Here is a 24,532-nt window from a genome sequence, read left to right on the forward strand (position 1 = left end):
ATCTCAGTCGCGCCCCAATGCCGTTTTGGCGGCGGCGACAATGGCGGGGACCTGCGGGATCGCGGCATCTTCCAGATGTTTCGGATAGGGGATCGGCACCTCTGCCGAACAGACCCGCCCGACCGGTGCGTCGAGTGTCCAGAACACCTGCTCCATGATGCGCGCCGATAGTTCTGCCGCCAGCGAGCCGCTGCGCCAGCCCTCGTCGACGATGACCGCCCTCCGTGTCCGCGCGACCGAGGCCATGATGGTTTCATCGTCAAGCGGTCGCAACACGCGCAGATCGATCACTTCGGCCGCGATCCCGTCGCCGGCCAGCACTTCGGCGACCTCCAGCGTCTTGTAGAGCGAGCCGCCATAGGTGATCAGGGTGATGTCTCCGCCCTCGCGCCGGATCGCCGCGCGCGAGATGTCGACGGCACCTGCGCCCGCGTCGATCTCGCCGCTGCGATTGTAGAGCATCACGTTTTCGAAGATCAGCACCGGGTCGGGATCTTCCAGCGCCGTCCACAGCATGCCGCGCGCATCCTCCAGCGTGGCGGGGGCGAGCACCCTGAGCCCCGGAATGTGCGCGTACCAGCCTTCGAGGCTGTGGGAATGCTGCGCGGCCAATTGCTTGCCCGCGCCGGTCGCCATGCGGATCACAACGGGCACGTTGAACTGGCCGCCGGACATATGCCTGAGCGTCGCTGCGGTGTTCAGGATCTGGTCCAGAGCGAGCAGGCTGAAATTCACCGTCATCAGCTCTACGATGGGGCGCATGCCGGCGCAGGCTGCCCCGATCCCGGCGCCGGTAAAGCCGGATTCCGACAGCGGGGTATCGCGCACGCGGGCCTCGCCGAATTCGTCCATCAACCCCTTGGACACCGCATAGCAGCCCCCATAGGCGCCCACGTCCTCTCCCATCAGGAACACCCGTTCATCGCGTCGCATCGCTTCGGAAATCGCCGCGCGAACCGCTTCGCGATAGGTGGTCTCGATCTTCTCCCCGGTGGGCGGGGATGCTGCGACCGGTGGCGTCTCGGCGGCCACCACGTCGCGGGTCAGGCTTTCGACCGGCTCCCAGGTGCCTGCCTCGGCGAACTGTACCGCTTCGGCGATCTCGGCCTCGGCACGGGCCTCGATCGCCGTGATCTCCTCTTCATGGATCAGACCGTTATCCAAGAGCCAGGACTGGAATCGCAGGATCGGCCCTTTTTGCCTCCACGCTTCAACCTCGGCCTTGTCGCGATAGAGCTGGGCGTCGAACATCGAATGCGCCCGGAACCGATAGGTCCGGCACTCCAGAAATACAGGGCCTTCGCCCGCGCGTATCCGGCGCAGCGCCTTCGCAGCCGCCACCTGGACAGCGACGACATCCATGCCGTCGACAACCTGTGTCTCGATGCCAAAGACGGCAGCCTTGCGGCCGATATCTGTCTCCGACTCGGACCGGTCCAGCGCGGTTCCCATGGCATAGCCATTGTTCTCGCAGACGAACAGAACCGGCAGGGTCCAGAGCGCGGCAAGGTTCATCGCCTCGTGAAACTCGCCTTCGGCCACCGCGCCCTCGCCAAAGAAACAGGCAGTGACCGTGTCGTCGCCCCGCATCCTGTCAGCCAGCGCAAGTCCGGCGGCCAGCGGCAGGCCGCCGCCCACGATGGCGTTTCCCCCGTAGAAGTTGCGCGCGGCATCGAACAGGTGCATGGAGCCGCCGCGACCGCCCGAGCAGCCCTCGGCCTTGCCATACATCTCGGCCATGACAGTTGTCATCGGTACGCCGCGTATCAGGGCGTGGCCATGTTCGCGATAGGTGGCGACAACCCGGTCCTTCTCGACCAGCAGCGGGATGATCCCGGCGGCAATCGCCTCTTCACCATCGTAGAGATGCAGGAACCCCCGGATCTTTTCCTGGGTATACAGCTCTGCGCATCGTTCTTCGAAGCGTCGAATCCGGATCATGTCCCCGAGACGCCGACGGACGGTGTCGTGATCAAGCTTCGGTTTCTCCTCCGTGCTCATGTCTCCTCCGTCTCCAGTGTCGAGGTATCGCCTTCGGGCAGACCCAGTTCGCGCGCCTTGAGCAGACGGCGCATGATCTTTCCCGATCTCGTTTTCGGCAGCGTGTTGCGGAACACGATCTCGCGCGGGGCCACGGCGGCCCCCAGGCGTTTGCGGGCTAAACCGCGAATGTCGCGTTCAAGTTCGGGGCCGGGTTCCGCACCGCGATTGAGCGTGACGAAAGCCTTGACCACCTCGCCGGCGGTTTCATCGGGCACGCCGATTACTGCCGCCTCGGCCACCGCGTCATGTTCGATCAGCGCGCTTTCCACCTCGAATGGTCCGATCAGGTGGCCCGAGGACTTGATCAGGTCGTCGGCGCGCCCGACGAACCAGTAATAGCCGTCGGTATCGCGCATGGCCAAGTCGCCGGACAGGTACCAGCCATCGGCAAAGCATTTGTCATAGCGCGCCTGCTCATTCAGATAGGCCCGCATCATCGACGGCCAGCCCGGCCGCAGCGCCAGTTCGCCGATCTCGCCATCCGGCAGTTCGCGCAGGCCATCGCCCGTGTTTTCGACGATCCCGGCGGTGATCCCCGGCAGCGGCTTGCCCATCGAACCGGGCTTGATGTCCGCGTCCTGCGTGTTGGCGATCATGATCCCGCCGGTTTCGGTCTGCCACCAGTTGTCGTGGAACGGCAGCCCGAACACCTCGTTCGACCAGATCACCGCCTCGGGGTTCAGCGGCTCACCGACGCTGGCCAGAAAATCTAGGGCCGAGAAATCGTAGGGAGCGGCTGCCTCCTTGCCGGCCCGCATCATCATCCGTATCGCGGTCGGGGCGGAATACCAGATCTGGACCTTTTCCCGCTGAAGCGTCCCGTACCAGCGGTCGAGGTCGAACTCCGCCTCGTCAACGATCATCGTGGCCCGGTTCACCAGCGGGGCGATGATGCCATAGGTCGTCCCCGTGACCCAGCCGGGATCGGCGGTGCACCAGTAGCGAATGCCGGGTCGCAACCCCAGCGCATGGCGACCGGACAGGGCGTGGTAGAGAACCGCCTCGTGAACATGCAAGGCACCCTTGGGCTTGCCGGTGGTGCCCGAGGTGAAATGGATCAGAGCCGGGTCTTCGGGCCGGGTGTGGAGCGTCTCGTATTCCGGCGAGGCTGCGCGCAGCGCCGGACCCAGCGCGACACATCCCTCGGGCGCCTCATCGCCAACGATCAATACAAGGCGCAGCGTCGGGATGTCCTCCCGCCAGGCGGCGATCTTGCGTTCATAGAGTGCGCGGCTGGTGACCAGAACGTTGGCCTCTCCGATCTCCATCCGGGTTCTGAACGGCTCGGGTCCGAAGGCGGCGAAGAGCGGCGTGAACACCATGCCCGCCTTCCATGTCCCCAGGGCAGCGGCATAAAGCTCTTTCTCGCGGCCCATGGCGGAAAAGACGCGGGCGCCTTTCTTCAGGCCATGCGACTTTAGCACATTTGCAAATCGAGAGGAGAGTTCAGCAAGCTCCTGATAGCTGATGATCTCGCGCGCGCCCTCTTTCGACAGCCAGATGATCGCGCTGTCACTGCCATGGCCCTGCGCGACATGGCGGTCGACGGCCTCGAAACCGATGTTGAGCGCGCCATCCGGAAAACCCGTTACCAGCGCGCGCGCCAACGCGTAGGTGTCCATCCGCCCGTTTAGACCGCTTGCAGCCGCGACCGAGGTGTCTCTACCCTTGGGTTGCTTTCTGATGATCTCGTGCATCACGGCGCCCTCCCACTTGAAATGTGGCCGAAGCGGAGCCGCGCGGGCAATGATCCATGTCAAGACAAGCCCGGACCCGAGAGGCCCCGCAGGTGGCCATGGCGTGGCCGAGATGCCGGGACCGGTCTGCTCAGGAAACGCGCCGCGGACAAGACCGCGCGGCACGTTTCGTTCGCCTGCGCCGGACGGCAGGCTGTCAGGCGGTGATGTCTTTCATGGCGGCCAGGAACTGGGCAACCTCCTGAACGCTGTTGTAATGGCACATCGAAACGCGCACGCAGCTGTCCATGCCCAGCGGGCTCAGGATGTTGCCAGAGTAGTGATCCGCCTTTCTCAAATGCGTCCGAATACCCTGCTCGTTCAGCATACTGACCACATCCACAGAGGGCACGCCCTCGACCCGCAGCGACACGAGACCCTCGCGCGCGGGGTTGTCGGCGCCGCCCAGGATGGTCACTTTCTCCATCTCCGCCAGGCCGGACAGGTTGCCGGTGCCATGGACCATGGCATCGGTCAGCGCCTTTTCCTGTTGATGGATCGCATCGGCCGCCGCCTTGAACTTGCCCCGTCGGTCGGTGGCATCGCTGACCTTTCCGCCCAGCCATTCGAAATAGGAAACGACGTCCGACATGGTCGCATAGGCACCGGTGTCGCGGGTCCCCATTTCCCAGTTGTCTTCCGGCCCGTCGAGCAGCGCGTTATGGGGCAGACGGGTCAACCGGTCCGAGAGCCAGGCAACCCCGTAGCCATGGCGCGAGAACACTTTGTAAGGCGAGATCACGTATCCATCCACGTCATGGTCGGTCAGGTCGATGCCGCCATGGGCCGCGTGCTGAATGCCGTCGACGATGATGATGCAATCGGGGGCCACCGCGCGGATCGCGCGGCTGATGGCGGTCACATCCACGCCCATGCCCGTCACGGGCGAGGTATGTATGATCGTGGCTACCCTGGTGTCCGGGGTGATGGCGGCGGCATAGGCATCGGCCCCGATCGTGCCGGTGGCGTTGTCATGTGGGATCAGAATATGCTGCTGACCGGCGATGCGCGCCCAGCGGTCACAGGCCGAACGCGAGGCGGGGTGCTCCAGCGTCGATCCCAGAACCTTACCCGGGCCGGTACCCAGACAGGCGTTCATGATCAGGCGGAACAGCAATTCAGTGCCGCTTTCCCCCACGAAGAACTGGCCTCCGGGGGCGTTCATGAAATCGGCCATGTCCTGCCTGGCCTTGTTGATCGTCGCCACCAGTGCATGACTGCCGGGATTGTCGCGTCCCTGGTTGTCGGGGATGGCGGCATGGATGGCAGAGCTTTCCAGGACGGATTTCAGCGTCAACGCACCACCGGCGTTTTCAAAGAAGATGCGCCGCCCCTGCACGGGGCAGCTTTCGACCTGGGCAAAGCGGTCACGGATTTGCGCCAACAAGGGATCGGATATCTGGTTCATCTGAGGGGTCAGGCTCCTGAATCGGGTGCTTCGGGCAACTTAGGGGATCCCTCGTCGCATGACATCCAGAGAAGTGATGCTCATCTGCCATTTCAAGAATAGATTGCCAGCCGCGTTTTCGCGCCCCATGCTTGGCTGACATGGCTTCGGTTGAAGGAGAGATACCGATGGCACTGGAAATCATCGGCGCCGGTTTTGGGCGGACAGGCACCGACTCCCTGAGAGCAGCATTGACGATCCTCGGCTTCGGTCCCTGCCACCATATGTACGAGATCCGCGACAATCCCGAAAAGATAGAACCATGGCACGATCATTTCTGCGGCGGCGCTCCGCTGGATCTGGACGTGCTTTTCGACGGGTACCGGTCGCAGGTCGACTGGCCCGGTGCACATTTGTGGCGCGAGTCGGCCGAAAGATACCCCGATGCCAAGGTGATCCTGTCAGTTCGTGACGCCGAAGGCTGGTACAATTCCTACTCAAAGACCATCAAGGCCTTTCGCGAGACGGAGATGCCACCGGATGCCGTACATCAGCGACGCATGCAGGAATTCATCGAAGTGTTCCTCGCAGACCGCTTCGATAGTCGCGAACGGGCCATTGCCGAATTCCATCGGCATGTCGCCGAGGTGAAATCCGCAATCCCCGCGGATCGCCTGCTGGTCTACGAGCTTGGAACGGGTTGGGAACCGCTTTGTGCGTTCCTCGGGGTCCCGGTCCCGGAGCAAGACTATCCGCATACCAACTCTTCGGCGGCCTTTCGGCAGAACAATATCGGTTTGGACGGCACACAGAGCTAGGTCCGGGGGGCCGAGACCAGGGCCTGATAGTCGGCGGCAACCCCTCTGGCCGCTGCCTGCAACAGCTGTGCGCCGTATTCCGGGGTGGCAAGCGCCGAATGAGAGCCGACCCGGCCATCGGGAAACTCGCGCCGGTGCAGGTCGGGCGGGCCATGCCGGTCGCCGGCCCGGCTGGCGATGTCCTCGGCCGTCAGCAGGCGAGGTGGGGTGGCCGCGGCACCCGGCGCCACGCGCCGGCCCAGGAATTGCGTGATCGAGATTTCCGCGGGCGTGGCATGCATGCCCTCCCACTGTCCAAAGAACGACTGGCGCAGGGCGTTGACCTCGTCGAACTCCCACCAGCTGCGGATGTGCACCGTGTCGAGAGACCGGGCAACGCGGCGCATCGGTGCCAGGTTCGCCCCATGCGCGTTCAGGACATAGACGTGTCGGAACCCCTGCGCCTGAAGCCCGCTCACGACCTCGGCGAAAAGGTCGGCAAAGAGCTGTTCGGAAATCGATACGGTGCCGGGAAACCCGGTGTTGAAAGGGGCGGGGGTATAGGCCAGCGTCGGCGCCGCAAAGGTCGCGACGATCTCTGCCGCCGCCTCGGCAATCGCCTGGGCACAGGTGGCGTCCGTCCCGATCAGGCCCATCGGGCCATGCTGCTCGGTCGAGCCGACCGGCAGAATGATCCCGTCATGATCGGCCAGATAGGCCTCCACCTCGGGCCAGGTCGCCTGATCCAGTCGCATGTTTGCACCTGTCCGATTGAAAAGGGGGCATGGATCATGCCCCCCGTCACATTGACCTCGCGACCGCTTACGCGGCGCTCAGAGGCCCCACTTGGCCTTGGTCGCTTCGAAAAACCCCTTGGCCTGTTTCACCTTGACCCAGTTGTTGACGTAGTTGATCCACACCTGATCGTCCTGCGGCAACAGCATCGCGATCGGCGAGGGCGAGCGCGGCTCGGTATTGGGAACCTGCACCACGCCATGCTTGGCCTTGAGCGTCGAGCCTTCGATGTTGGAGGTGATGAACACATCCGCGCGTCCGGCCAGAACCTCCTGGAAACCACGGGCCGGGGCCTCGACAACCTTGATGTCGGCATTGGGGAACCATTCGCGGGCCAGTGCCTCGAACGTGGTGCCCAGCGTGGTGGCTACCTTCACATTGGGCTGGTTGATGCTGTCATAGCCATCGAAATCACCGGCCTTTGCCGGGATGGTGAAGGGCATGATCTCGACCGCGATATAGCTCTCCGAGAACCCGGCGACCTTCATTCGGGGCGGGCTGATCGAGGCGGAGCCGGTCATGTGGTACTTGCCGGCAACCACCCCGTTGACCAGCGTTTTCCAGTCGGTCGGCACGAACTCGACCGTGACGCCCAGATCGTTGGCCAGTTCGTTGGCAACGTCGATATCGAAGCCCTTGTAGCTGTTCGTGGCCGGGTCGCGAACCGACATCGGGTTCCAGTCCCCGGTGGTGCCGAATTTCAGAACACCGCTGTCGAGGATATCGTTCAGCGCGGATTGCGCCTGTGCCGCAGCAGCCAGACCAAGGCTGAGAACGCCCGCCGCAGCGATTGTCATCCAGTGTTTCATCATCGTCTCCCTGTTTCTAGCGCTTGTTTTTTTTGAACGCTTTGACACTTGAACTTGTGGCCATTCCCCTTCAGCCTCAAGAAAAATCTTCCCGCAGGGGAGGGCCGGGGAGGGGAAATGACCGATATCGCCATCGAAATGGTCAGTGTAAACAAATGGTTCAGCGATTTTCACGTGCTGAAAGATATCGACCTGACGGTGAAAAGTGGCGAGCGGGTGGTGATCTGCGGCCCAAGCGGATCGGGCAAATCCACGGTGGTCCGGTGCATCAACCGGCTAGAAACCCATCAAAAAGGCAGCATCCGCATCTATGGATCCGAGGTGACCGAGCGCCCCGAGGATCTGCGCGGCGATGTCGGCATGGTGTTCCAGCAGTTCAACCTGTTCCCGCATCTGAGCGTGCTGGAGAACCTGACGCTTGGCCCTATGAAGTCGCGTGGACTGAGCCGCGGCGAGGCCGAGGACCGGGCGCGCCGTTATCTGGAGCGGGTGAAAATACCCGAACAGGCTGAAAAGCGCCCCGGTCAGCTGTCCGGTGGCCAGCAACAGCGTGTCGCCATTGCCCGCAGCCTGTGCATGGAGCCCAAGGTGATGCTGTTCGACGAGCCGACTTCGGCGCTGGACCCGGAAATGATCTCGGAGGTGCTGGACGTGATGGTCGAACTTGCCGAGGAGGGCATGACCATGATCGTGGTGACGCACGAGATGGGCTTTGCCCGCAAGGTCGCCGACAAGATGGTGTTCATGGATGCGGGCGAGATCGTTGAAACCGGCGCGCCGTCCGAGTTCTTTGGCAACCCGAAATCGCGCCGGTGCCAGACCTTCCTTAGCCAGATACTGAGCCACTGATGCGCCTTGTTCTTTCCCTTGCCGCGCTGGCCCTGCTGTCGGGCTGTTCCTCGTCCACGACTTGGGGCTGGTATGTCATCAACCCCTCGACACCGTCGGGCTGGGTCAACATCAAGTTCCTGATCGGCGGCATGGGGGCGACGATCCTGATCTCGGTCATCGCGGCGGTGCTGTCCATCGTCCTGGGTCTGCTCGTCGCGCTGCCCGGCCTGTCGTCGCGCTGGTATGTCCGGCTGATCAACCGCGTTTATGTCGAGTTCGTCCGGGCGATCCCGCTCTTGCCCATGCTGTTCTGGGTGTTCTACGGCCTGCCGATCATCTTCCGCTCGATGGGGCTGGATATCCCGATCGACCCGTTCTGGGGCGCGATCATCACGCTGGCGATCTCGGACAGCGCGTTTACCGCCGAGATCTATCGGGCCGGGATCCAGTCCATCGCGCGGGGGCAGACCGAGGCGGCCCAGACCATCGGGCTGAACTATCTTCAGACCATGCGCTATGTGATCCTGCCGCAGGCGATCCGGCGCATCCTGCCACCGCTTGCCAACCAGTTCATCTATATCGTCAAGATGTCGGCCTTTGCCTCGGTGATCGGCATGCAGGAACTGACCCGGCGGGCCAACGAACTGGTGGTGACCGAGTATCGACCGCTGGAAATCTATACGTTGCTGATCCTCGAATATCTGGTTCTGGTGCTGGTGATCAGCGCGGGCGTGCGGTGGCTCGAACGCCGCATGGGGTCGGACGAAAGGGGATAGGAATGGATTGGGAAGCCTTCATGGACGGGATCGTTGCGGATATCGCGGTGCTGAACCCCGAGATACCCGAGACGGTCAAGGGGTTCGGAATCATGGGCGCCGCCGCCAAGAAATCCGGCGCGCTCGACGAAAAGACCAAGGAGATCATGGCGCTGGGCATCGCCATCGCAACCCGCTGCGACAGTTGCATCGGGTTCCATGTGAAATCCCTGATCCGCCTCGGCCTGACCCGGCCTGAACTGTGCGAGGCGCTGGCGATGGCGACCTATATGGGTGGCGGGCCGTCCTATGCCTATTCCGCCAAGGCGCTCAAGGCCTATGACACGTTCAAGGGAGGCAGCTGATGCAATCGGACCGTTTCATCCGCAACACCTGGTATGTCGCCGGGCGCAGCGAGGATTTCACCGACCGGCTCAAACCGCTCAGGCTGCTGGATGAGGCGATCGTGTTCTACCGGAAAACCGATGGAACCCCGGCCGCGCTGGAGGATGCCTGCCCGCACCGGAAACTGCCGCTGTCGATGGGCAATCTCAAGGGCGATACGGTGGAATGCGGCTATCACGGGCTGACCTTCGATTGCTCGGGGGCCTGTGTCTCGGCCCCGACCCAGGGCGATCCGATCCCCAAACGCGCCCGCGTGCGCAGCTATCCGGTCGCGGATCGCTATGGGTTTCTCTGGATCTGGATGGGCGACCGGGCACCGGGACCGATCATGGATATCCCCAATTTCGACAATCCCGCCTGGGGCCGGACCGAGCGCGGCGCGCTCGATATCGCCTGCAACTATCTCTACGTGATTGACAACCTGCTTGATCCCAGCCACGTCGCCTGGGTCCATGTCACCAGCTTTGCCGGGGCAGGGACCGACAGCCGCCCGCTGGATATCGAAGAGCTGGACGACGGGGTCATCGTCTCGCGCTGGATCATGGCGGAACCCGCGCCGCCCTATTACCGGGCGATGCTGGCCTTTGGCGACAATACCGACCGCAAGCAGCATTACGAATGCCGCCTGCCATCCACCGCGATCAACATGAGCGTCTACACCCGCGCGGGCACCGGCGGGCCCGACGCCATCCTGCCCAATGATGCCTATCTGAACATCTCCTACAATTTCATCACCCCGGTCGATGCCGACAATTCGCTGTATTTCTGGTTTCAGCACCGCAACACCGATCCGGGTGACGAGGCCATCAACAAGCGGATGTTCGACGGCGCGACCATGGCGTTCAACGAGGACAAGGCGGTGCTGGAGGCGGTGCATGAGGGCATGAAAAACCGCAAGACGCCTTATATGAACCTCGGTCTGGATGCCGGTGCGATGCGGTTCCGGTCCAAGGTGGACAAGGTGATTGCCGCCGAGACCTCAGACGAAGCTTAAGGCCCCCTCCGGCCCAAGCCCGCAGTCTTGCGCGGGCGCGTCATAAGCGGCGCGCAGCTCCGGGTGACGGTCGAGGATCTCGGTTGCCCCCGGAATGGCCTCGGGCACCAGCCGACCGGCTTGCCACAGGGCGATCCCGTCGACGGTGACGGTCGGGTCGAGGATGTTGAGCGAGATCTCACCCGGCGCATAGGCGCCGCAGGTATGCACGTGCAACAGCCGCGGGTTGCCAAAGGCGCTGCCGCTCCAGCGTTCGAAACTGTCCCGCGCCGGGTCCCGGAACGCACAACCGGGATGGATGCCGCAATGCCAGGAATGGACGAAATAGCGGTCGATACCGTATCTTTCACCGATCCCGCGATAATGCGCCTCGGCGCGGGCCACATCTGATGTGGTGCCGGAAAACCCGGTGATCCGGTTGCCTTCGATTTCGACGAACAGCACGTCCGCAAGCGCACAGGCATAGGGCTGGTAGAAGCGTGATCCCGTTCCGACCAGGAACCCGCGTTGCGCGATCCGGCCGCTGAAGTTCACGGCAGGCACCGGGGAATGCACCGACAGCGGAAACCGGATCGTGTTGGTGTCCTTGGGCTTTGCGTCAACCGGGGCGACATGGCCGGTGAAATCGGTTCCGGCAGGGCAGGTGACCGTTATGCTCCGGGCCTGTCCCATCGCGTTGTCGATACGGTCGCGCAGTTGCACCATCGCCGCGTGGTCCAGCCGACCAAAACCCGATCCCAGCATGATCCCGTCCAGCGCATAGCACACGATGGCGCGTATGGCGCCCGGCAGGTCCTGAAACCTGAGCTGATCGCCCAGCCGCGCCAGAAACACGGTCAGATCCGCCGCCCGCATCGCGGTGACCAGCGCCTCGTCCGGCGTGGTCGCGTTTTCCGTGAACGGGGCCTGAACGAGCGTGGCACGGATCCCGAGGCTTGCCGCCGCTTGCGTCAGCCCATCCACGATGCATTCGCGGTAATACCCCAGACCGGGCGGTTCGCGCACGATCAAGACCGAGTCCCCGGCCGACAAGCCGCCGCACCGGGTCAGCAGGTTGACCGCTCCGGCGTGCATGTTTTCCTTATGGTCAAGCATATTGGCCTCTTGCATGCGAAGATGCTAGCAAGGGCTGCTGGCGTTGAACAGCGGCAAGGGAGATACGAGATGAGCGCTTGGATCGAGATGATCGGGGATGACGCGGCGGATGGGCGCCTGAAAGAACTGCTCGACCGGGCGCGCACGCCCCATGGCACGGTCGACACCGTGATGCGGGTGCATTCGCTGCGCCCCGAAACGATGAACGGCCATGTCACCTTGTATCGCTCGGTCCTGCATTCCGACGACAACACCCTGCCGTTCTGGTTTCTCGAGGTCGTGGCCAGCTATACCTCGATCCTGAACGACTGTACCTATTCGCTGACCCATCACTTCATGAACGTGCGCAACCTGCTCCGGGATCAGCCGCGATCCGACCGCATTTTCATCGCGCTCAAGGCGCAGCGGCCCGAGGACGTGTTCGAGGGCAAGGAACTGGCCCTGTTGCGATACGCCGCCAAGCTGACCACCGGGGTCGGCAGGATGGTCAGATCGGACTTCGAGGCGCTGAAACTGGCAGGCTGCGACGATGGCGAGATCCTGGAGGTCAACCAGGTCTGCGCCTATTTCAACTATTCGAACCGCTTGCTGAACGGTTTGGGTTGCACGACCGACGGGGATGTCATCGGCTATTACAAGGGCGACGAGGGCTAGGCCCGCCGCCGGTCAGACCATCATTTCCTTGGTCGCGGTCAGCTTCAGCTCGGGGTAATCGCGGATCACCCGGTCGATATCCCATTGCAGCCGCGTCATATAGACAACGTCGCCGTCATGATCATGGGCGATATGCTGCTTGTTGGCGTTGATGAACTTGTCCATCGCCGTCTTGTCGCCCGCGACCCAACGGGCGCTGGTGAATTGCGAGCCGTCGAACCGCACCGGCAGGCCGTATTCCAGCTCGATCCGGCTGGCCAGCACCTCGAATTGCAGCGCGCCAACGACGCCCACGATAAAGCCCGAGCCGATCATCGGCTTGAACACCTTGGCGGCGCCTTCCTCGGCAAACTGCATCAGCGCCTTTTCCAGGTGCTTGGCCTTCATCGGATCGCCCGCGCGTACGCCCTGCAACAGTTCCGGCGCGAAAGAGGGGATGCCGGTCACCCGCAGCGCCTCGCCCTCGGTCAGGGTGTCGCCGATGCGCAATTGCCCGTGGTTGGGGATGCCGATGATATCGCCGGCCCAGGCCTCGTCCGCCAGTTCCCGGTCCGAGGCAAGGAACAGTACCGGGTTCGATACCGCCATCGGTTTCTTGGTGCGCACATGGGTCAGTTTCATGCCGCGCTTGAAATGGCCCGAGGCCATGCGGACAAAGGCAACCCGGTCACGATGCTTGGGATCCATATTCGCCTGAACCTTGAAGACAAACCCGGAAACCTTTGTTTCTTCAGGTGAAATCTTCCTTGGTTCGGCGCTCTGCACCTGGGGTTCCGGACCGTAATTGCCGATCCCGTCCATCAGTTCCTTGACCCCGAACGAGTTGATGGCCGAGCCGAACCAGATCGGTGTCATATGGCCTTCAAGCACTGCCTGCGGATCGAGCGCGGGCAAAAGCTCGCGGGCCATTTCCAGCTCTTCGTGCAGCTTCTCCAGTAGATGCGCGGGCACGTGCTGCGCCAGCTTGGGGTCGTCAAGCCCATTGATTTCAATGCTTTCTGCGACCTTGTTACGGTCGGCGCGGTCCATCAGCTCCAGCCGGTCGCGCAGGATATCGTAACAGCCGATGAAATCGCGGCCCTGGCCGATGGGCCAGCTTGCGGGCGTCACGTCGATCGCCAGCATCTCCTGGATCTCGTCGATGATCTCGAACGTGTCGCGGCTTTCGCGGTCCATCTTGTTGCAGAAGGTCAGGATCGGCAGGTCGCGCAGGCGGCAGACCTCGAACAGTTTCTGCGTCTGGCTCTCGACCCCCTTGGCGCCGTCGATCACCATCACCGCCGCATCCACCGCCGTCAGCGTGCGATAGGTGTCCTCGGAAAAGTCCGAGTGGCCGGGCGTGTCGACAAGATTGAACCGGAACGTCTTGTAATCGAAAGACATTGCCGAGGCCGAGACCGAGATGCCCCGGTCCTTTTCCATCTGCATGAAGTCCGAGCGCGTGCGCCGTGCCTCGCCCTTGGCGCGCACCTGTCCGGCCATCTGGATCGCACCGCCGAACAGCAGGAACTTTTCGGTCAGCGTGGTCTTGCCCGCATCGGGATGCGAGATGATGGCGAAGGTGCGGCGCCGCGCGATCTCGGGCGGCAAAGCAGGGCGGTTCGAGGCGATATCCAACATGCAGGCGCGTATATCAGGTTGCGCCGCCCTTGCAAGAATGCGCGTTTATGAGGGTTTGCGGAAATCCTGGTGACAGGATTTGCAGGTGCCGCCGATCCGGGCGAGCGCCGGTTTCAGATCGGCCTCGGTCTCGATGGTTCCGGCCGCCTCGGTGGCGGCCAGTGTCAGTGCCTCGGACCTCTGGCCGAAGGTGTCGAAATCCTGCCAGATCGCGGGCAGGGCCTCGGATTTCGGATCGTGCTCTTCGGCCATGAAAAGGGTAGGCACGCTGGCGGCGTGGGCGGCAATGGCGGCTGCGGCGGCCCGGGCCTCGTCAGCATCGAACGGGGACTCGCCCTTGGCCATGGCGCCCAGAATCTTGGTATTGTCGGCGATCTGCATCATCGCGTGCATCCGCGCCTTGACCGCCGGGTTGCTGACGCCGCTATGGGCCAGCGCCGCGCTTGCGGCAATCAGGGCGACAAAAAGGGGGATGGGGCGCAACGGCATGAGGCTTCTCCTGTTCACGGGTCGCGGCAGGATAAGCAGAGGGGGCAACAGGTCAAGACGCAGAGGGCGTTGTGGCGGTCGCGATACCGTGAGCGATGCAGGCGGACAGGCCACCCCCGGCATCAAGCTCAGCGTTTGGTCGAGGCGCGTTTCAAGAGGTCGATTGCATCGGGCCGGTCGAGCAGCGCCTTGGCCACATCCATCCCGTGTCCCTCGCCACTTGCATGCTGGTCCAGGAGCGGGCTGACCTGCTCCAGCATCTCTTGCGGCAGGGCGGGCCGGGTGCGCGGGTCGAGCAGCATGGTTTCGGCCGCGATCCCCTCGGCATAGATGATGTGATGGCGGTCGAACAGCAGCTGGAAATAGTCGACAAAACCGCCCTCTTGCACGAACACGGTATCGCCATTGACCAGATGCCGCGCCTTGACCAACAGTTCCGGCCGACCGACGCCGATCTCGTCACGGCGCTGATAGACAAAGAGCCGGTGATCGGGGCTGACCACCAGATCGTTTTCATTGTTCAGCGTGCCGGCGCGGATCACGATGGGGGCAAATTCGCCCATTGCCCGGACCGTGGTCTGACCGATCCAGCGCACCTCGCGCACACCGTCGTCACGGGTCAGCACCCGGTCGCCGACCTTCAGGTCCTCGATGCGGACCTGCGCGCCTGACCCCAGCGTGATATGGGTGCCGCGAGTGAACGAGACACAGGCGACCTGGGCGAATTTCTGCCCTGCGCGGTCGCGGTCAACGCCCACCAGCGTATAGTCGGTCTTGGGCAGCAGAGGTGCCAGCGGCAACAGGTAGAGCTCGGCGATATGGCCGGTCGTGTCGAGTTCGACCAGCACGATGGCGTCGGTGGTATGGCCGTCGGGACTCATCAGGCTCAGCGCACAATCCAGATGCAGCGCGGCGCCCGGCTGCCCGGTCTCGGTGTCACTGGCGATCCGGAACCCGCCGTCCTCCATGGCCTCGATACCCAGCCGCCAGGTCCGCGCGTCTGTCGCCATGCCATAGACATCGTCCAGCATCAGCTCGTCCATCGGGGCAACCGCATCGCCCAGATTGGCGCCATTGGTCACCGAAAAATCTTCGGCAAGGTAAACGGGGACGGATTGGATCGGGGCGTATCGGGTCACGGAGATGGTCCGGATGTTGGTTACCAGAGTACCGGTTGAAAGAAAGTCTAGCACCCGGTTGGGCGCTTCAACAGAGCATGCACCGAAAATGTGGCGTGGATCCGCCGCTCGGGTGGTGAAGTGCGGGCAAATGATGTTAGCTCCGAACAACAGAGCATGAGGGGAGAACGCGATATGGATCTGGGGATTTTCGGCAAGCGGGCGCTGGTCTGCGCCTCGTCCAAGGGGTTGGGCCTGGGCTGTGCCAAGGCGCTGGCTGCAGCAGGTGTCGATCTGGTGATGAACGCGCGCGGCGCCGAGGCGCTGGAGGCGGCGGCCGAGGCGATTCGCGGCGCGCATGGGGTGACTGTGACCACCGTCGCCTGCGACGTCACCACCGAGGCGGGTCAGGCGCAGGTGATCGAGGCGGCCCAGGGTGTCGATATCCTGGTCACCAATGCGGGCGGCCCGCCGCCGGGCCTGTGGTCGGACTGGGATCGCGACGATTTCATCCGCGCGCTGGACGCCAACATGTTGACGCCCATCGCCTTCATGAAGGCGCTGTTGCCCGGCATGATCGACAAGGGCTGGGGCCGGGTGGTCAACATCACCTCGCAATCGGTGCGCGCGCCGATCCCGGCGCTGGGCCTGTCCAACGCCGCCCGCACCGGTCTGACCGGCTATGTCGCGGGCACCTCGCGGCAGGTCGCGCCCTTTGGCGTGACGATCAACAACCTGTTGCCCGGCATCCATGCCACCGACCGCGCCAATGCGCTGGACGGCCCGGTGGCAGAGCAGAAGGGCATCTCGCTCGACGCCGCGCGGGCCGAGCGCGCCGCGACCATCCCCGCCCGCCGCTATGGCACGCCCGAGGAATTTGGCGCCGCCTGCGCCTTTCTCTGCTCGCAGCATGCGGGGTTCATCGTCGGCCAGAACCTGCTGCTGGATGGCGGCGGCACCAATCTGACGATGTAAGGCATGGCGCAGGGGTTTTCGCTCAAGGATCAGCTCTTCAACGCGGACAAGGTGGCCTATCTGGCCGGGTTGTTCGACGGTCCCGGCTTTGACGCGCCCGGGTTTCAGGTGCGGGTGATGGCGCGGCTGCCCGAGCTGGAACTGAAGGCGCGGATCGACTGGATCGCCGCCTGCCTGGCCGAGGCTGTGCCGGGCGAATTGCCCGAGGTGGCGCCGGTGATCCTGCGGGCGCTGCCGCCGCCACTGGATCCGACGCTGTCGGATGATGATTTCGGCGATTTCATCTTTGCCCCGCTGGGGGAATGGGTCGCGGCGGTGGGGATAGAGCATCCCGACCTGGCGCTTGATGTGCTGGCAGAGCTGACGCAGCGGTTTTCGATGGAATGGGCGATCCGCCCCTTTCTGAACCGCTGGCCGGATCAGGTGCTGGCGCGGATGGAGCTGTGGTGTGATCACGACAGCTATCACGTGCGCCGGCTCACCAGCGAAGGCACCCGCCCGCGGCTGCCCTGGGGGTTGGGCGTGTCACTGGATCTGGAGGCGGCGCTGCCGTTGCTTGATCGGTTGCACGGCGATCCCACCCGCTATGTCACCCGCTCGGTTGCCAATCACCTCAACGATATCTCCAAGAAGGCCCCCGATCTGGTGCTGACCCGGCTGGCGGACTGGCGCGAGGCGGGGCGGCAACGGCCCGAGGAGCTCAGCTGGATGACCGGCCACGCGCTGCGCGGTCTGGTCAAGGCAGGGCACCCGGGCGCCATGGCGGCACTGGGCTATGATCCCGACGCGGCACTTGACGTGGCGCTGAACCTGCCCGCCGAGGCCCGGATCGGCGGCGCGGTCGAGATCGGCGTGACCCTGAGCGGCGCGCCGGATGTGCCGGTGCTGGTCGACTATATCGTGCATTTCCAGCGCCCCGGCGGCAAGACCTCGGCCAAGGTTCACAAGTTGAAACAGGGGCGGCTGAGCGGCGGGCGTCTGCATCTGTCCAAGCTTCACAAGCTGAAGGGAGACGCCAGCACCTTTACCCTGGTGCCCGGACCCCACCGGGTGGAGGTGCAGGTCAATGGGCGGGTACGCGCCGCCGGAAGCTTTGCCCTGCTTGAGTGAGCGGGCAGGGGGCGCTGCCCCCGTCCTGCGGACTCCCCCGGAGTATTTTGGGCGAAATGAAGGGCGATCACGCTTGGTTCAGAGAGGGTGCGGCGCCGTTGTCTATGGTTGCGGTGCGGGTTAGGTCAGGGACGGATGGACAGGAGGGTGTGACATGACTCACGAAGCGGTTCAGAGCTATTATGGAGAGGTGCTGCAAAGCAGCGCCGATTTGCAGACTACTGCCTGTTGTACCCCCGACGCGGTGCCTGCGCATCTGAAGCCGGTGTTGGGCAAGCTGCATGACGAGGTGATGGCGCGCTATTACGGTTGCGGGCTGATCGCGCCGCTGGCGCTGGAGGGCGCGCGCATCCTCGATCTGGGCTGTGGTGCCGGGCGTGATGTCTATGCGCTGTCGGCGCTGGTGGGCGAAAGCGGCGCGGTGGTCGGCGTCGACATGACGCCCGCGCAGCTGGCGGTGGCGCGGTCCCATCAGGCCTATCATGCCGAGGTATTCGGTCACGGCGCGCCCAATACCGCGTTTCACCAGGGCTATATCGAAAAGCTGGACGAGTTGCCGCTGGAGCCCGGCTCGTTCGACATCATCGTGTCGAACTGCGTTTTGAACCTGGCTACCGACAAGGCGGCGGTGCTGCGCGGCGCGCAAAGACTGTTGAAGCCGGGGGGCGAGATGTATTTCTCGGATGTCTATGCCGACCGGCGCATCCCCGAGGCGCTGGCGCGCGATGAGGTGCTTTATGGCGAATGCCTGTCGGGCGCGCTTTATTGGAACGATTTCCTGAGCCTGGCGCGCGGTGCCGGTTTTGGCGATCCGCGCATGGTCGAAAGCCGGTTGCTGACCATCGAGAACCCCGAGCTGGAGCACCGCGTCGGCCCGATCCGCTTTCTGTCGGCGACCTACCGGCTGTTCAACCTTGCCGGGCTGGAGCCTGATTGCGAGGATTACGGACAGGCGGTGATCTACAAGGGTACGGTGCCGCATGCGCCGCATGAGTTCGTGCTGGATGATCATCACGTCATCGAGACCGGCAAGGTGTTTCCGGTTTGCGGCAACACATGGCGGATGCTGGCCGAGACACGGTTTGCGCCGCATTTCCAGTTCGTCGGCGATTTCTCGACCCATTACGGCATCTTTGCCGGATGCGGTGGCGCGTCGCCGTTCAATGGGCTTGAGGCCGCGGCGCCCGCGGTATCCGGTGGCTGCTGCTGACGCGTCCCGCCTTGCGCAGCGGGGGCGGGGTTGTTATCCCCGGACCAACTCCCGACCAAAAGGCTTGGGATAGGCAGCGAGGCCCGGCAGGTGAACGCAGGACAGACCCCTCCGCGACTGGAGATCCGCAATCTGGTGCGCGTCTTTGACGGGCGCCGGGTCGTCGATGACGTGTCGCTGCACATTCGCGCGGGGCAGGTGACCTGTCTGCTGGGCCCGTCGGGTTGCGGCAAGTCCACCACCCTGCGGATGATCGCCGGGGTCGAGATGCAGGACAGCGGCGAGATCTACGTGGACGGCAAGCTGATCTGCGACACCGTGTTCCGTGTCCCGCCAGAGCGGCGCGCGATCGGGCTGATGTTCCAGGATTTCGCGCTGTTTCCCCATCTGAGCGTGGCGGGGAACGTCGCCTTTGGCCTGAAAGGCAGCCGCGAGGAAAAGCGCGCCCGGGTTGAGGAACTGCTGGCGCGGGTATCGCTGAGCGGTCATATCGACAGCTATCCGCATCAGCTTTCGGGCGGTGAACAGCAGCGGGTGGCGTTGGCGCGCGCGCTGGCGCCCCGGCCGCGCATCATGTTGATGGACGAGCCGTTCTCGGGGCTCGACAACCGGTTGCGCGACGGTATCCGCGACGACACGCTGGCGCTGCTCAAGGAAGAGGATGCGGCGGTGCTGCTGGTTACGCATGAGCCGGAAGAGGCGATGCGCATGGCTGACGAGATCGCGCTGATGCGAGGTGGTCGGATCGTGCAGCAGGGCGCGCCATATAACGTCTATACCCGGCCTGCGGACCGGGCGGCGGTTGCCTTCTTCAGCGATATCAACGTTCTGCGGGCAACTGTCACCGGCGCACTGGCGCAGACGCCTTTTGGTCAGTTCCTCGCTCCGGGTATCCCGGACCGCACCGAGGTCGATATCGTGTTCCGGCCGCAGCATGTGAAGCTGGATTTCGACCGGGGTGGCAAAGGACCGCTGCCGACGCCCAGCGACGGCGTCGCCGCGCGCGGGGTGGTCGAACGGGCACGGTTTCTGGGCAGCGAGAGCCTTGTGGAGTTTCGCATGGATTTCGACGGGTCGCTGCTTAAGGCCACGGTGCCCAATGTGTTCATCCCTGAAACAGGGCGGGTGATGTGGCTGACCATCCGGCGCGACCGCTGTTTCGTGTTCCCGGCGGATCGCAAGCGCTGAGCGCGTGCCCGGGGCGGCGACAAAAAATGTCCCATTTTTTGTGCCAGAATTTCTGCGAAATTCTGGGCGTTCGCCGCGAGCTGAACGGGTTTCCTCGTAAGGGGTGTCCATAGCAGGCAGGGCACAGGTGCCGCAGGCGTGCAACAGTCCGTCGGCGCGCGCTTGCCGCGCGGTGGAGGGGCGTCTATCAAGGGCCAAACAGGGCGGGGCGACATGCGCATACTCATCACCAATGACGACGGGATCAACGCGCCGGGGCTGGCGGCGCTGGAGCAGGTGGCCGAGGAGCTGGCGGGGCCAGAGGGCGAGGTCTGGATCGTTGCGCCCGCGTTCGAGCAATCCGGTGTCGGCCATTGCATCAGCTATACCCATCCGATGCTCATCGCGCGCCTGGGCGAGCGCCGCTTTGCCGCCGAAGGCTCTCCCGCCGACTGCGTTCTGGCGGGCCTGCATGACGTGATGAAAGAGGCGTTGCCCGATCTCGTGCTGTCCGGTGTAAACCGGGGCAACAATGCCGCCGAGAACGCGCTCTATTCCGGTACCCTGGGGGGCGCGATGGAGGCGGCGCTGCAGGGCTTGCCCGCCATCGCGCTGTCGCAATTCTTCGGCCCGCGCAACTATGGCCGCACCGACCCTTTCGAGATCGCCCGAAGCCATGGGGCGCAGGTGATACGGCGTATCCTCGACACCTGGCCTGAGGAACGGCCGGATTACCGGCTATTCTACAACGTCAATTTCCCGCCCGTCCCCGCGGCCGAGGTCAAGGGAATCCAAGCCGTGCGCCAGGGCTTTCGCGAGGGTACGCGGTTTTCCGCCGAGCCGCATCTGTCGCCCGCGGGCAAACGGTTCCTTTGGATCAAGGGGGGCGACCAGCAGCAGCGCACCGCGCCGGGCACCGATGCGGCGGCCAATCTTGACGGTTATGTCTCGGTCACGCCGATGCGCGCGGACCTGACCGCCGACGATGCGCTGGAGGCCTTGCAGGCGACCTTATGAGCGGCCCCGATCCCGAAACCAAGATGCAGTTCCTGTTCGCGCTCCGCTCCAAGGGGGTGACGGACAAACGGGTGCTGGCGGCGATGGAAGAGGTGGATCGCGGCCTGTTCGTGCGCGGCCTGTTTTCCGAGCGCGCTTATGAGGATATGCCTCTGCCGATCGCCTGCGGCCAGACCATCAGTCAGCCCTCTGTGGTGGGGCTGATGACGCAGGCGCTGGAGGTCTCGCCGCGCGACAAGGTGCTCGAGGTCGGGACCGGTTCCGGTTATCAGGCTGCGATCCTGGCGAAACTGGCACGGCGGGTCTACACGGTGGATCGTCACGCCCGGTTGGTGCGCGCGGCGCAACTGGTGTTTCAACAGTTGCAACTGGTCAATATCACCACGATGACGGCGGATGGCTCTTTCGGTTTGCCCGACCAGGCACCTTTCGACCGCATCATCGTCACCGCCGCTGCCGAGGATGCGCCCGGCCCGCTCTTGGCGCAGCTCAAGATCGGGGGTATCATGGTTCTGCCCGTGGGGCAGTCGGATACGGTTCAGACCCTGATCCGGGTGCGCCGCACCGAACAGGGCTTTGACTATGAAGAATTGCGCCCGGTCCGGTTCGTGCCTCTGCTCGAAGGTCTGGGCAAGGATGGCTGACGGGGATATCCCGCGCCAATAGAGATTGAACGACGCAAACCCCCGGACCACATGGGGGGCGGCATTGAGGATTGTATGATGAGCGCTTTGTTCCGGACTCTGTCACGCCCGATGATGGGCCTTTCCGCGTTGGCCCTGGTGGCCGCCTGCGAGGCGCCGCTGGATTACGATCTGCGCGGGCAGATCGGGGCGTTCAACACGACTGAAGCCGCCCAGACCGCTCGCACCGCAGCGCGGCCGAAACCGGATGGGCGTGGGGTGATCTCATATCCCAATTACCAGGTGGCGGTGGCCAAGCGCGGCGACACGGTGGCGAGCCTGTCGGATCGTGTCGGCCTGCCGGTGGGCGAAGTCGCGCGGTTCAATGGGCTGGAACCGACCGACGGACTGCGCGAGGGCGAGGTGCTGGCGCTGCCGCGCCGTGTCGCGGAACCTTCGGGCCAGGGCAACAATGTCGATATCGCCAGCCTTGCCGGCAGCGCCATCGACCAGGCCCCCGATACGACCCCGGTCCAGACCACCGCGCTGGAACCGGCCAAGCCCGCGGCCCAGCCCGCGCCGAAACCGGCAGCACCCGAGCCTGTGCGGCACAAGGTCGAGCGTGGCGAGACCGCCTATACGATCTCGCGCCTCTATCAGGTGCCGGTCAAGGCGTTGGGCGAATGGAACGGGTTGGGTCCGGATTTCGCGATCCGCGAGGGCCAGTATCTGTTGATCCCTGTCAAGGATCAGCCAGCCCCGAAATCCAGTGCCAAACCGGCCGCGGCCGCCACCACGACCGCGGCGGTCAGCGCGCCGGGGGCCGGATCGGCCACGCCCACGCCTCCCAGCGCAACCAAGCCGCTTCCCGAGGAAAAGGTGCCCGCCGCCAAGCCGGCGGAACCCGATGTGTCGGTCGGCCAGCCCACCGCCAGCAGCAATGCGCGCCTGGGATTCCCGGTCAAGGGCAAGATCGTGCGGCCCTATTCCAAGGGCAAGAATGACGGGATCGATATCGCCGGCGCGCCTGGCAGCGCGGTCAGCGCCGCCGAGAGCGGCACGGTTGCCGCGATCACCGCAGATGCCGACCAGGTGCCGATCGTGGTGATCCGCCATGCCGACAACCTGCTGACGGTCTATGCCAATGTGGACGGGATCGAAGTCAACAAGGGCGATACCGTCAAACGCGGGCAAAAGATCGCCCGCTTGCGCGACGGCGAGAACGCCTATGTGCATTTCGAGGTGCGCAAGGGCTTCGACAGTTTCGATCCCGAACCCTATCTGAAATGACGGTTACGGGCCCTGCGGCCCGTGCCTCCGGCGGGAGTATTTTCGACCAGAAAGAAGCGGCAGAGAGTCCCGGCCCTTCATTTCGCTGAAAATACTCCGGGGGAGTCCGCAGGACGGGGGCAGCGCCCCCTGCCGCGCTCAGGGCTGGTAGTCGGCCAGGGTCTTGCCCGGCTCGTCGCGGAAGAGTTCGGGCAGGGGGCTGAGCGTTTCGATCAGGTCGATGCGGAACACGCGGAAGCCCGCGCGCAGCTCACACCAGGCGGTGAGCGTCCAGACCCGGCCCCAATACTCCATGTGCAGCGGGCGAATGGTGCGTTCGGTCAGTTCCCCGTCGATCCGGCGATAGACGAGCCGCAGCTTCTGGCGCGCCTTGATCGCGGCGCGGATCGGCGCCATATGCGCCAGCCCGCGGGCGGCATCGGCAAAAGGGTAGACCGCGAATTTCCAGGCATCGGCCTCGGCCACGGTCTGGGTGGGGAGCACCGCGTCGATCTTTTCCGCCAGGCGCTGGGCGGCGGCCTTCAGATCGGGATCGGCGGCCTCGGCCACGATGGCCATGCCGAGGTTCAGCGCCTCCAGTTCCTCGGGCGTCAGGTTCAGCGGCGGCAAGGTGATCTGCTCGCGCACCATGTAACCCACGCCGCGCTCGCCCTCGACCGGAATGCCCGAGGCGACCAGCGTGTCCATGTCGCGATAGATGGTGCGGACAGAAACCTCGAGCCGTGCGGCGATGTCGCGCGCGCGGTGCAGCTTCCCGTCGCGCAGGATCTGGATGATGTCGAACAGGCGGTCGGTGCGGCGCATGGCCTACCCTTCGCGCGGGCCGGGGGCGGTGGTCAAGGCGCAAACGAGCGCCCTGACCCAGGCGTCTACATCTGCCAGAGCACGGTTTCATGCCGCATGGAAACGCTGTCGGGCGCGATTGCACCCATCAGCGCGGCGGCGCAATCGGCGCTTTCAAACGCCTTGGCCGCGGCTGTGGCAGCCGCTGCGTCGGACCAGACGACATAGTCGGTCCAGCGGCCATCGGCGCCCAGGCTGAGCCTGCGATGCTGAAAGCCGGGCAGCCCGCGCACGAAGCGTTCTGTCTCCTGGCTCAGGGTGATGAATTCGGCCTCGGTCACGCCGGGCGCCAGTGCGAAGGTGACGATTTCCGCGGTTTGTTTCATGGTCTGCTTTCCTTGTGTCCATGTTGCGATGGGCTGGATCTATCCCCCTTCAACTGACATAAACCTGTCAGTTGATTGCGGCCGCCCCGGCGTTTTGTCGTTTTTTCGGGTTTTGCGTGGCTTGCCGGACCCTGTCCCGCTTTGCCGCGCCAGATCAGAAGAGTAGACCGGGGCAGAGACATTTGCGCGGGCCGGCAGGCCCCAACGAGATCAAGGAGAGATCACATGCTCAACAATATCGGTCTTCCCGGCCTTCTGCTTATCGCCGTTGTGGTGCTGGTCCTGTTCGGACGCGGCAAGATCAGCTCGCTCATGGGCGAGGTCGGCAAGGGCATCACCGCCTTCAAGAAGGGTGTGAACGACGGCACCAAGGAGCTGGAGGACGACGCGGCCCAGGTGGCCAAGGACGTCACCCCCGAGGCCGACAAGGACAAGGCATAACC

General features: G+C 64.1%; 25 protein-coding genes. 14 read left to right on the plus strand and 11 right to left on the minus strand.

The window, feature by feature from the left end:
• Nucleotides 1–3: 3 nt before the first annotated feature.
• The 3 genes from pdhA to AC2FLM_RS00480 all read right to left on the minus strand — a co-directional run bounded on the left by pdhA (nt 4) and on the right by AC2FLM_RS00480 (nt 5,187).
• Nucleotides 4–2,001, minus strand: a complete 1,998-nt coding sequence (gene pdhA / locus AC2FLM_RS00470; protein ID WP_496854697.1) for a pyruvate dehydrogenase (acetyl-transferring) E1 component subunit alpha — start codon at nt 1,999–2,001, stop codon at nt 4–6.
• Nucleotides 1,998–3,740, minus strand: a complete 1,743-nt coding sequence (gene acsA, locus AC2FLM_RS00475; RefSeq protein WP_496854699.1) for an acetate--CoA ligase — start codon at nt 3,738–3,740, stop codon at nt 1,998–2,000. The genes pdhA and acsA overlap by 4 nt, the downstream gene beginning before the upstream one ends.
• 196 nt (nt 3,741–3,936) lie before the next feature.
• Nucleotides 3,937–5,187, minus strand: coding sequence for an aminotransferase class V-fold PLP-dependent enzyme (locus tag AC2FLM_RS00480; protein WP_496854703.1), 1,251 nt, complete (start codon nt 5,185–5,187; stop codon nt 3,937–3,939).
• A gap of 167 nt (nt 5,188–5,354) precedes the next feature.
• Here AC2FLM_RS00480 and AC2FLM_RS00485 point away from each other — a divergent pair, with 167 nt between their 5' ends.
• A complete protein-coding gene (locus AC2FLM_RS00485; RefSeq protein WP_496854705.1) occupies nt 5,355–5,984 on the plus strand; it encodes a sulfotransferase family protein in 630 nt (209 codons plus the stop codon).
• Here the strand turns inward: AC2FLM_RS00485 and AC2FLM_RS00490 are convergent.
• Together AC2FLM_RS00490 and AC2FLM_RS00495 are read right to left on the minus strand one after the other, a co-directional pair.
• Nucleotides 5,981–6,718: a creatininase family protein gene (locus AC2FLM_RS00490; RefSeq protein WP_496854707.1), complete on the minus strand. Its 738-nt coding sequence runs from the start codon at nt 6,716–6,718 to the stop codon at nt 5,981–5,983. The genes AC2FLM_RS00485 and AC2FLM_RS00490 overlap by 4 nt on opposite strands.
• Nucleotides 6,719–6,796: 78 nt before the next feature.
• Nucleotides 6,797–7,567: a transporter substrate-binding domain-containing protein gene (locus AC2FLM_RS00495; protein WP_234136171.1), complete on the minus strand. Its 771-nt coding sequence runs from the start codon at nt 7,565–7,567 to the stop codon at nt 6,797–6,799.
• A 117-nt stretch (nt 7,568–7,684) separates the two neighbouring features.
• Here AC2FLM_RS00495 and AC2FLM_RS00500 point away from each other — a divergent pair, with 117 nt between their 5' ends.
• Genes AC2FLM_RS00500 through AC2FLM_RS00515 form a run of 4 tightly spaced genes read left to right on the plus strand, consistent with a single transcriptional unit; the run spans nt 7,685 to nt 10,552 of the window.
• On the plus strand, nt 7,685–8,416 hold the full coding sequence (locus AC2FLM_RS00500; protein WP_496854709.1) for an amino acid ABC transporter ATP-binding protein: 732 nt from the start codon (nt 7,685–7,687) through the stop codon (nt 8,414–8,416).
• Nucleotides 8,416–9,174 (plus strand): amino acid ABC transporter permease, encoded by a 759-nt coding sequence (locus AC2FLM_RS00505; protein WP_496854711.1) that lies wholly within the window; start codon nt 8,416–8,418, stop codon nt 9,172–9,174. Before AC2FLM_RS00500 ends, AC2FLM_RS00505 begins: the two co-directional genes overlap by 1 nt.
• Nucleotides 9,175–9,176: 2 nt before the next feature.
• Nucleotides 9,177–9,518, plus strand: a complete 342-nt coding sequence (locus AC2FLM_RS00510) for a carboxymuconolactone decarboxylase family protein (protein WP_234143556.1) — start codon at nt 9,177–9,179, stop codon at nt 9,516–9,518.
• Nucleotides 9,518–10,552 carry an aromatic ring-hydroxylating dioxygenase subunit alpha gene (locus tag AC2FLM_RS00515; RefSeq protein ID WP_496854713.1) on the plus strand — a complete coding sequence of 345 codons (1,035 nt, stop codon included), beginning with the start codon at nt 9,518–9,520 and terminating at the stop codon, nt 10,550–10,552. The genes AC2FLM_RS00510 and AC2FLM_RS00515 overlap by 1 nt, the downstream gene beginning before the upstream one ends.
• On the opposite strand, the gene AC2FLM_RS00520 is transcribed toward AC2FLM_RS00515, so the two are convergent.
• Nucleotides 10,538–11,647 (minus strand): hypothetical protein, encoded by a 1,110-nt coding sequence (locus AC2FLM_RS00520; RefSeq protein ID WP_496854715.1) that lies wholly within the window; start codon nt 11,645–11,647, stop codon nt 10,538–10,540. The genes AC2FLM_RS00515 and AC2FLM_RS00520 overlap by 15 nt on opposite strands.
• Nucleotides 11,648–11,716: 69 nt before the next feature.
• On the opposite strand from AC2FLM_RS00520, the gene AC2FLM_RS00525 reads away from it, so the two are divergent.
• Complete coding sequence (locus AC2FLM_RS00525) at nt 11,717–12,301, plus strand: carboxymuconolactone decarboxylase family protein (protein WP_234136177.1); 585 nt, start codon at nt 11,717–11,719, stop codon at nt 12,299–12,301.
• 12 nt (nt 12,302–12,313) lie between these two features.
• On the opposite strand, the gene AC2FLM_RS00530 is transcribed toward AC2FLM_RS00525, so the two are convergent.
• From AC2FLM_RS00530 to AC2FLM_RS00540, 3 genes are all read right to left on the minus strand, one after another.
• Complete coding sequence (locus AC2FLM_RS00530; RefSeq protein ID WP_496854717.1) at nt 12,314–13,921, minus strand: peptide chain release factor 3; 1,608 nt, start codon at nt 13,919–13,921, stop codon at nt 12,314–12,316.
• 45 nt (nt 13,922–13,966) lie between these two features.
• Entirely contained in the window at nt 13,967–14,410 is a 444-nt protein-coding gene (locus tag AC2FLM_RS00535; RefSeq protein ID WP_496854719.1) for a c-type cytochrome, read from the minus strand.
• Between the two features lie 128 nt (nt 14,411–14,538).
• Nucleotides 14,539–15,555 (minus strand): Hint domain-containing protein, encoded by a 1,017-nt coding sequence (locus tag AC2FLM_RS00540; protein WP_496854792.1) that lies wholly within the window; start codon nt 15,553–15,555, stop codon nt 14,539–14,541.
• A gap of 168 nt (nt 15,556–15,723) precedes the next feature.
• Here AC2FLM_RS00540 and AC2FLM_RS00545 point away from each other — a divergent pair, with 168 nt between their 5' ends.
• The 7 genes from AC2FLM_RS00545 to AC2FLM_RS00575 all read left to right on the plus strand — a co-directional run bounded on the left by AC2FLM_RS00545 (nt 15,724) and on the right by AC2FLM_RS00575 (nt 22,920).
• Nucleotides 15,724–16,503, plus strand: coding sequence for an SDR family oxidoreductase (locus AC2FLM_RS00545; protein ID WP_496854721.1), 780 nt, complete (start codon nt 15,724–15,726; stop codon nt 16,501–16,503).
• 3 nt (nt 16,504–16,506) lie between these two features.
• The gene (locus AC2FLM_RS00550) at nt 16,507–17,613 is read left to right on the plus strand and encodes a YhaZ family DNA alkylation repair protein (RefSeq protein WP_496854723.1); all 1,107 of its coding nucleotides are present in this window, start codon (nt 16,507–16,509) and stop codon (nt 17,611–17,613) included.
• Nucleotides 17,614–17,767: 154 nt separating this feature from the next.
• On the plus strand, nt 17,768–18,823 hold the full coding sequence (locus tag AC2FLM_RS00555; protein ID WP_496854725.1) for a methyltransferase domain-containing protein: 1,056 nt from the start codon (nt 17,768–17,770) through the stop codon (nt 18,821–18,823).
• Between the two features lie 90 nt (nt 18,824–18,913).
• Nucleotides 18,914–20,011 (plus strand): ABC transporter ATP-binding protein, encoded by a 1,098-nt coding sequence (locus tag AC2FLM_RS00560; protein ID WP_496854727.1) that lies wholly within the window; start codon nt 18,914–18,916, stop codon nt 20,009–20,011.
• A 213-nt stretch (nt 20,012–20,224) separates the two neighbouring features.
• Nucleotides 20,225–21,007: a 5'/3'-nucleotidase SurE gene (surE, locus tag AC2FLM_RS00565; RefSeq protein WP_496854729.1), complete on the plus strand. Its 783-nt coding sequence runs from the start codon at nt 20,225–20,227 to the stop codon at nt 21,005–21,007.
• Entirely contained in the window at nt 21,004–21,651 is a 648-nt protein-coding gene (locus tag AC2FLM_RS00570) for a protein-L-isoaspartate(D-aspartate) O-methyltransferase (RefSeq protein WP_234136184.1), read from the plus strand. Before surE ends, AC2FLM_RS00570 begins: the two co-directional genes overlap by 4 nt.
• Before the next feature lie 78 nt (nt 21,652–21,729).
• Entirely contained in the window at nt 21,730–22,920 is a 1,191-nt protein-coding gene (locus AC2FLM_RS00575; RefSeq protein ID WP_234143565.1) for a peptidoglycan DD-metalloendopeptidase family protein, read from the plus strand.
• A 138-nt stretch (nt 22,921–23,058) separates the two neighbouring features.
• Here AC2FLM_RS00575 and AC2FLM_RS00580 read toward each other — a convergent pair whose 3' ends face one another.
• Nucleotides 23,059–23,724, minus strand: a complete 666-nt coding sequence (locus tag AC2FLM_RS00580; RefSeq protein WP_496854731.1) for a helix-turn-helix transcriptional regulator — start codon at nt 23,722–23,724, stop codon at nt 23,059–23,061.
• Nucleotides 23,725–23,789: 65 nt separating this feature from the next.
• Nucleotides 23,790–24,089 carry a hypothetical protein gene (locus AC2FLM_RS00585; RefSeq protein ID WP_496854733.1) on the minus strand — a complete coding sequence of 100 codons (300 nt, stop codon included), beginning with the start codon at nt 24,087–24,089 and terminating at the stop codon, nt 23,790–23,792.
• A 225-nt stretch (nt 24,090–24,314) separates the two neighbouring features.
• Between AC2FLM_RS00585 and AC2FLM_RS00590 the strand changes: the two genes are divergently transcribed.
• A complete protein-coding gene (locus tag AC2FLM_RS00590) occupies nt 24,315–24,530 on the plus strand; it encodes a twin-arginine translocase TatA/TatE family subunit (RefSeq protein WP_234143568.1) in 216 nt (71 codons plus the stop codon).
• Nucleotides 24,531–24,532 lie beyond the last annotated feature (2 nt).

The sequence above is a fragment of the Ruegeria sp. SAZD011 genome (assembly GCF_059612545.1).

What these genes read in the sequence shown, in the direction of transcription:
- pdhA (WP_496854697.1), bottom strand. Translation starts at nt 2,001, where the DNA reads ATGAGCACGGAGGAGAAACCGAAGCTTGATCACGACACCGTCCGTCGG.
- acsA (WP_496854699.1), bottom strand. Translation starts at nt 3,740, where the DNA reads ATGCACGAGATCATCAGAAAGCAACCCAAGGGTAGAGACACCTCGGTC.
- AC2FLM_RS00480 (WP_496854703.1), bottom strand. Translation starts at nt 5,187, where the DNA reads ATGAACCAGATATCCGATCCCTTGTTGGCGCAAATCCGTGACCGCTTT.
- AC2FLM_RS00485 (WP_496854705.1), top strand. Translation starts at nt 5,355, where the DNA reads ATGGCACTGGAAATCATCGGCGCCGGTTTTGGGCGGACAGGCACCGAC.
- AC2FLM_RS00490 (WP_496854707.1), bottom strand. Translation starts at nt 6,718, where the DNA reads ATGCGACTGGATCAGGCGACCTGGCCCGAGGTGGAGGCCTATCTGGCC.
- AC2FLM_RS00495 (WP_234136171.1), bottom strand. Translation starts at nt 7,567, where the DNA reads ATGAAACACTGGATGACAATCGCTGCGGCGGGCGTTCTCAGCCTTGGT.
- AC2FLM_RS00500 (WP_496854709.1), top strand. Translation starts at nt 7,685, where the DNA reads ATGACCGATATCGCCATCGAAATGGTCAGTGTAAACAAATGGTTCAGC.
- AC2FLM_RS00505 (WP_496854711.1), top strand. Translation starts at nt 8,416, where the DNA reads ATGCGCCTTGTTCTTTCCCTTGCCGCGCTGGCCCTGCTGTCGGGCTGT.
- AC2FLM_RS00510 (WP_234143556.1), top strand. Translation starts at nt 9,177, where the DNA reads ATGGATTGGGAAGCCTTCATGGACGGGATCGTTGCGGATATCGCGGTG.
- AC2FLM_RS00515 (WP_496854713.1), top strand. Translation starts at nt 9,518, where the DNA reads ATGCAATCGGACCGTTTCATCCGCAACACCTGGTATGTCGCCGGGCGC.
- AC2FLM_RS00520 (WP_496854715.1), bottom strand. Translation starts at nt 11,647, where the DNA reads ATGCTTGACCATAAGGAAAACATGCACGCCGGAGCGGTCAACCTGCTG.
- AC2FLM_RS00525 (WP_234136177.1), top strand. Translation starts at nt 11,717, where the DNA reads ATGAGCGCTTGGATCGAGATGATCGGGGATGACGCGGCGGATGGGCGC.
- AC2FLM_RS00530 (WP_496854717.1), bottom strand. Translation starts at nt 13,921, where the DNA reads ATGTTGGATATCGCCTCGAACCGCCCTGCTTTGCCGCCCGAGATCGCG.
- AC2FLM_RS00535 (WP_496854719.1), bottom strand. Translation starts at nt 14,410, where the DNA reads ATGCCGTTGCGCCCCATCCCCCTTTTTGTCGCCCTGATTGCCGCAAGC.
- AC2FLM_RS00545 (WP_496854721.1), top strand. Translation starts at nt 15,724, where the DNA reads ATGGATCTGGGGATTTTCGGCAAGCGGGCGCTGGTCTGCGCCTCGTCC.
- AC2FLM_RS00550 (WP_496854723.1), top strand. Translation starts at nt 16,507, where the DNA reads ATGGCGCAGGGGTTTTCGCTCAAGGATCAGCTCTTCAACGCGGACAAG.
- AC2FLM_RS00555 (WP_496854725.1), top strand. Translation starts at nt 17,768, where the DNA reads ATGACTCACGAAGCGGTTCAGAGCTATTATGGAGAGGTGCTGCAAAGC.
- surE (WP_496854729.1), top strand. Translation starts at nt 20,225, where the DNA reads ATGCGCATACTCATCACCAATGACGACGGGATCAACGCGCCGGGGCTG.
- AC2FLM_RS00570 (WP_234136184.1), top strand. Translation starts at nt 21,004, where the DNA reads ATGAGCGGCCCCGATCCCGAAACCAAGATGCAGTTCCTGTTCGCGCTC.
- AC2FLM_RS00575 (WP_234143565.1), top strand. Translation starts at nt 21,730, where the DNA reads ATGAGCGCTTTGTTCCGGACTCTGTCACGCCCGATGATGGGCCTTTCC.
- AC2FLM_RS00580 (WP_496854731.1), bottom strand. Translation starts at nt 23,724, where the DNA reads ATGCGCCGCACCGACCGCCTGTTCGACATCATCCAGATCCTGCGCGAC.
- AC2FLM_RS00585 (WP_496854733.1), bottom strand. Translation starts at nt 24,089, where the DNA reads ATGAAACAAACCGCGGAAATCGTCACCTTCGCACTGGCGCCCGGCGTG.
- AC2FLM_RS00590 (WP_234143568.1), top strand. Translation starts at nt 24,315, where the DNA reads ATGCTCAACAATATCGGTCTTCCCGGCCTTCTGCTTATCGCCGTTGTG.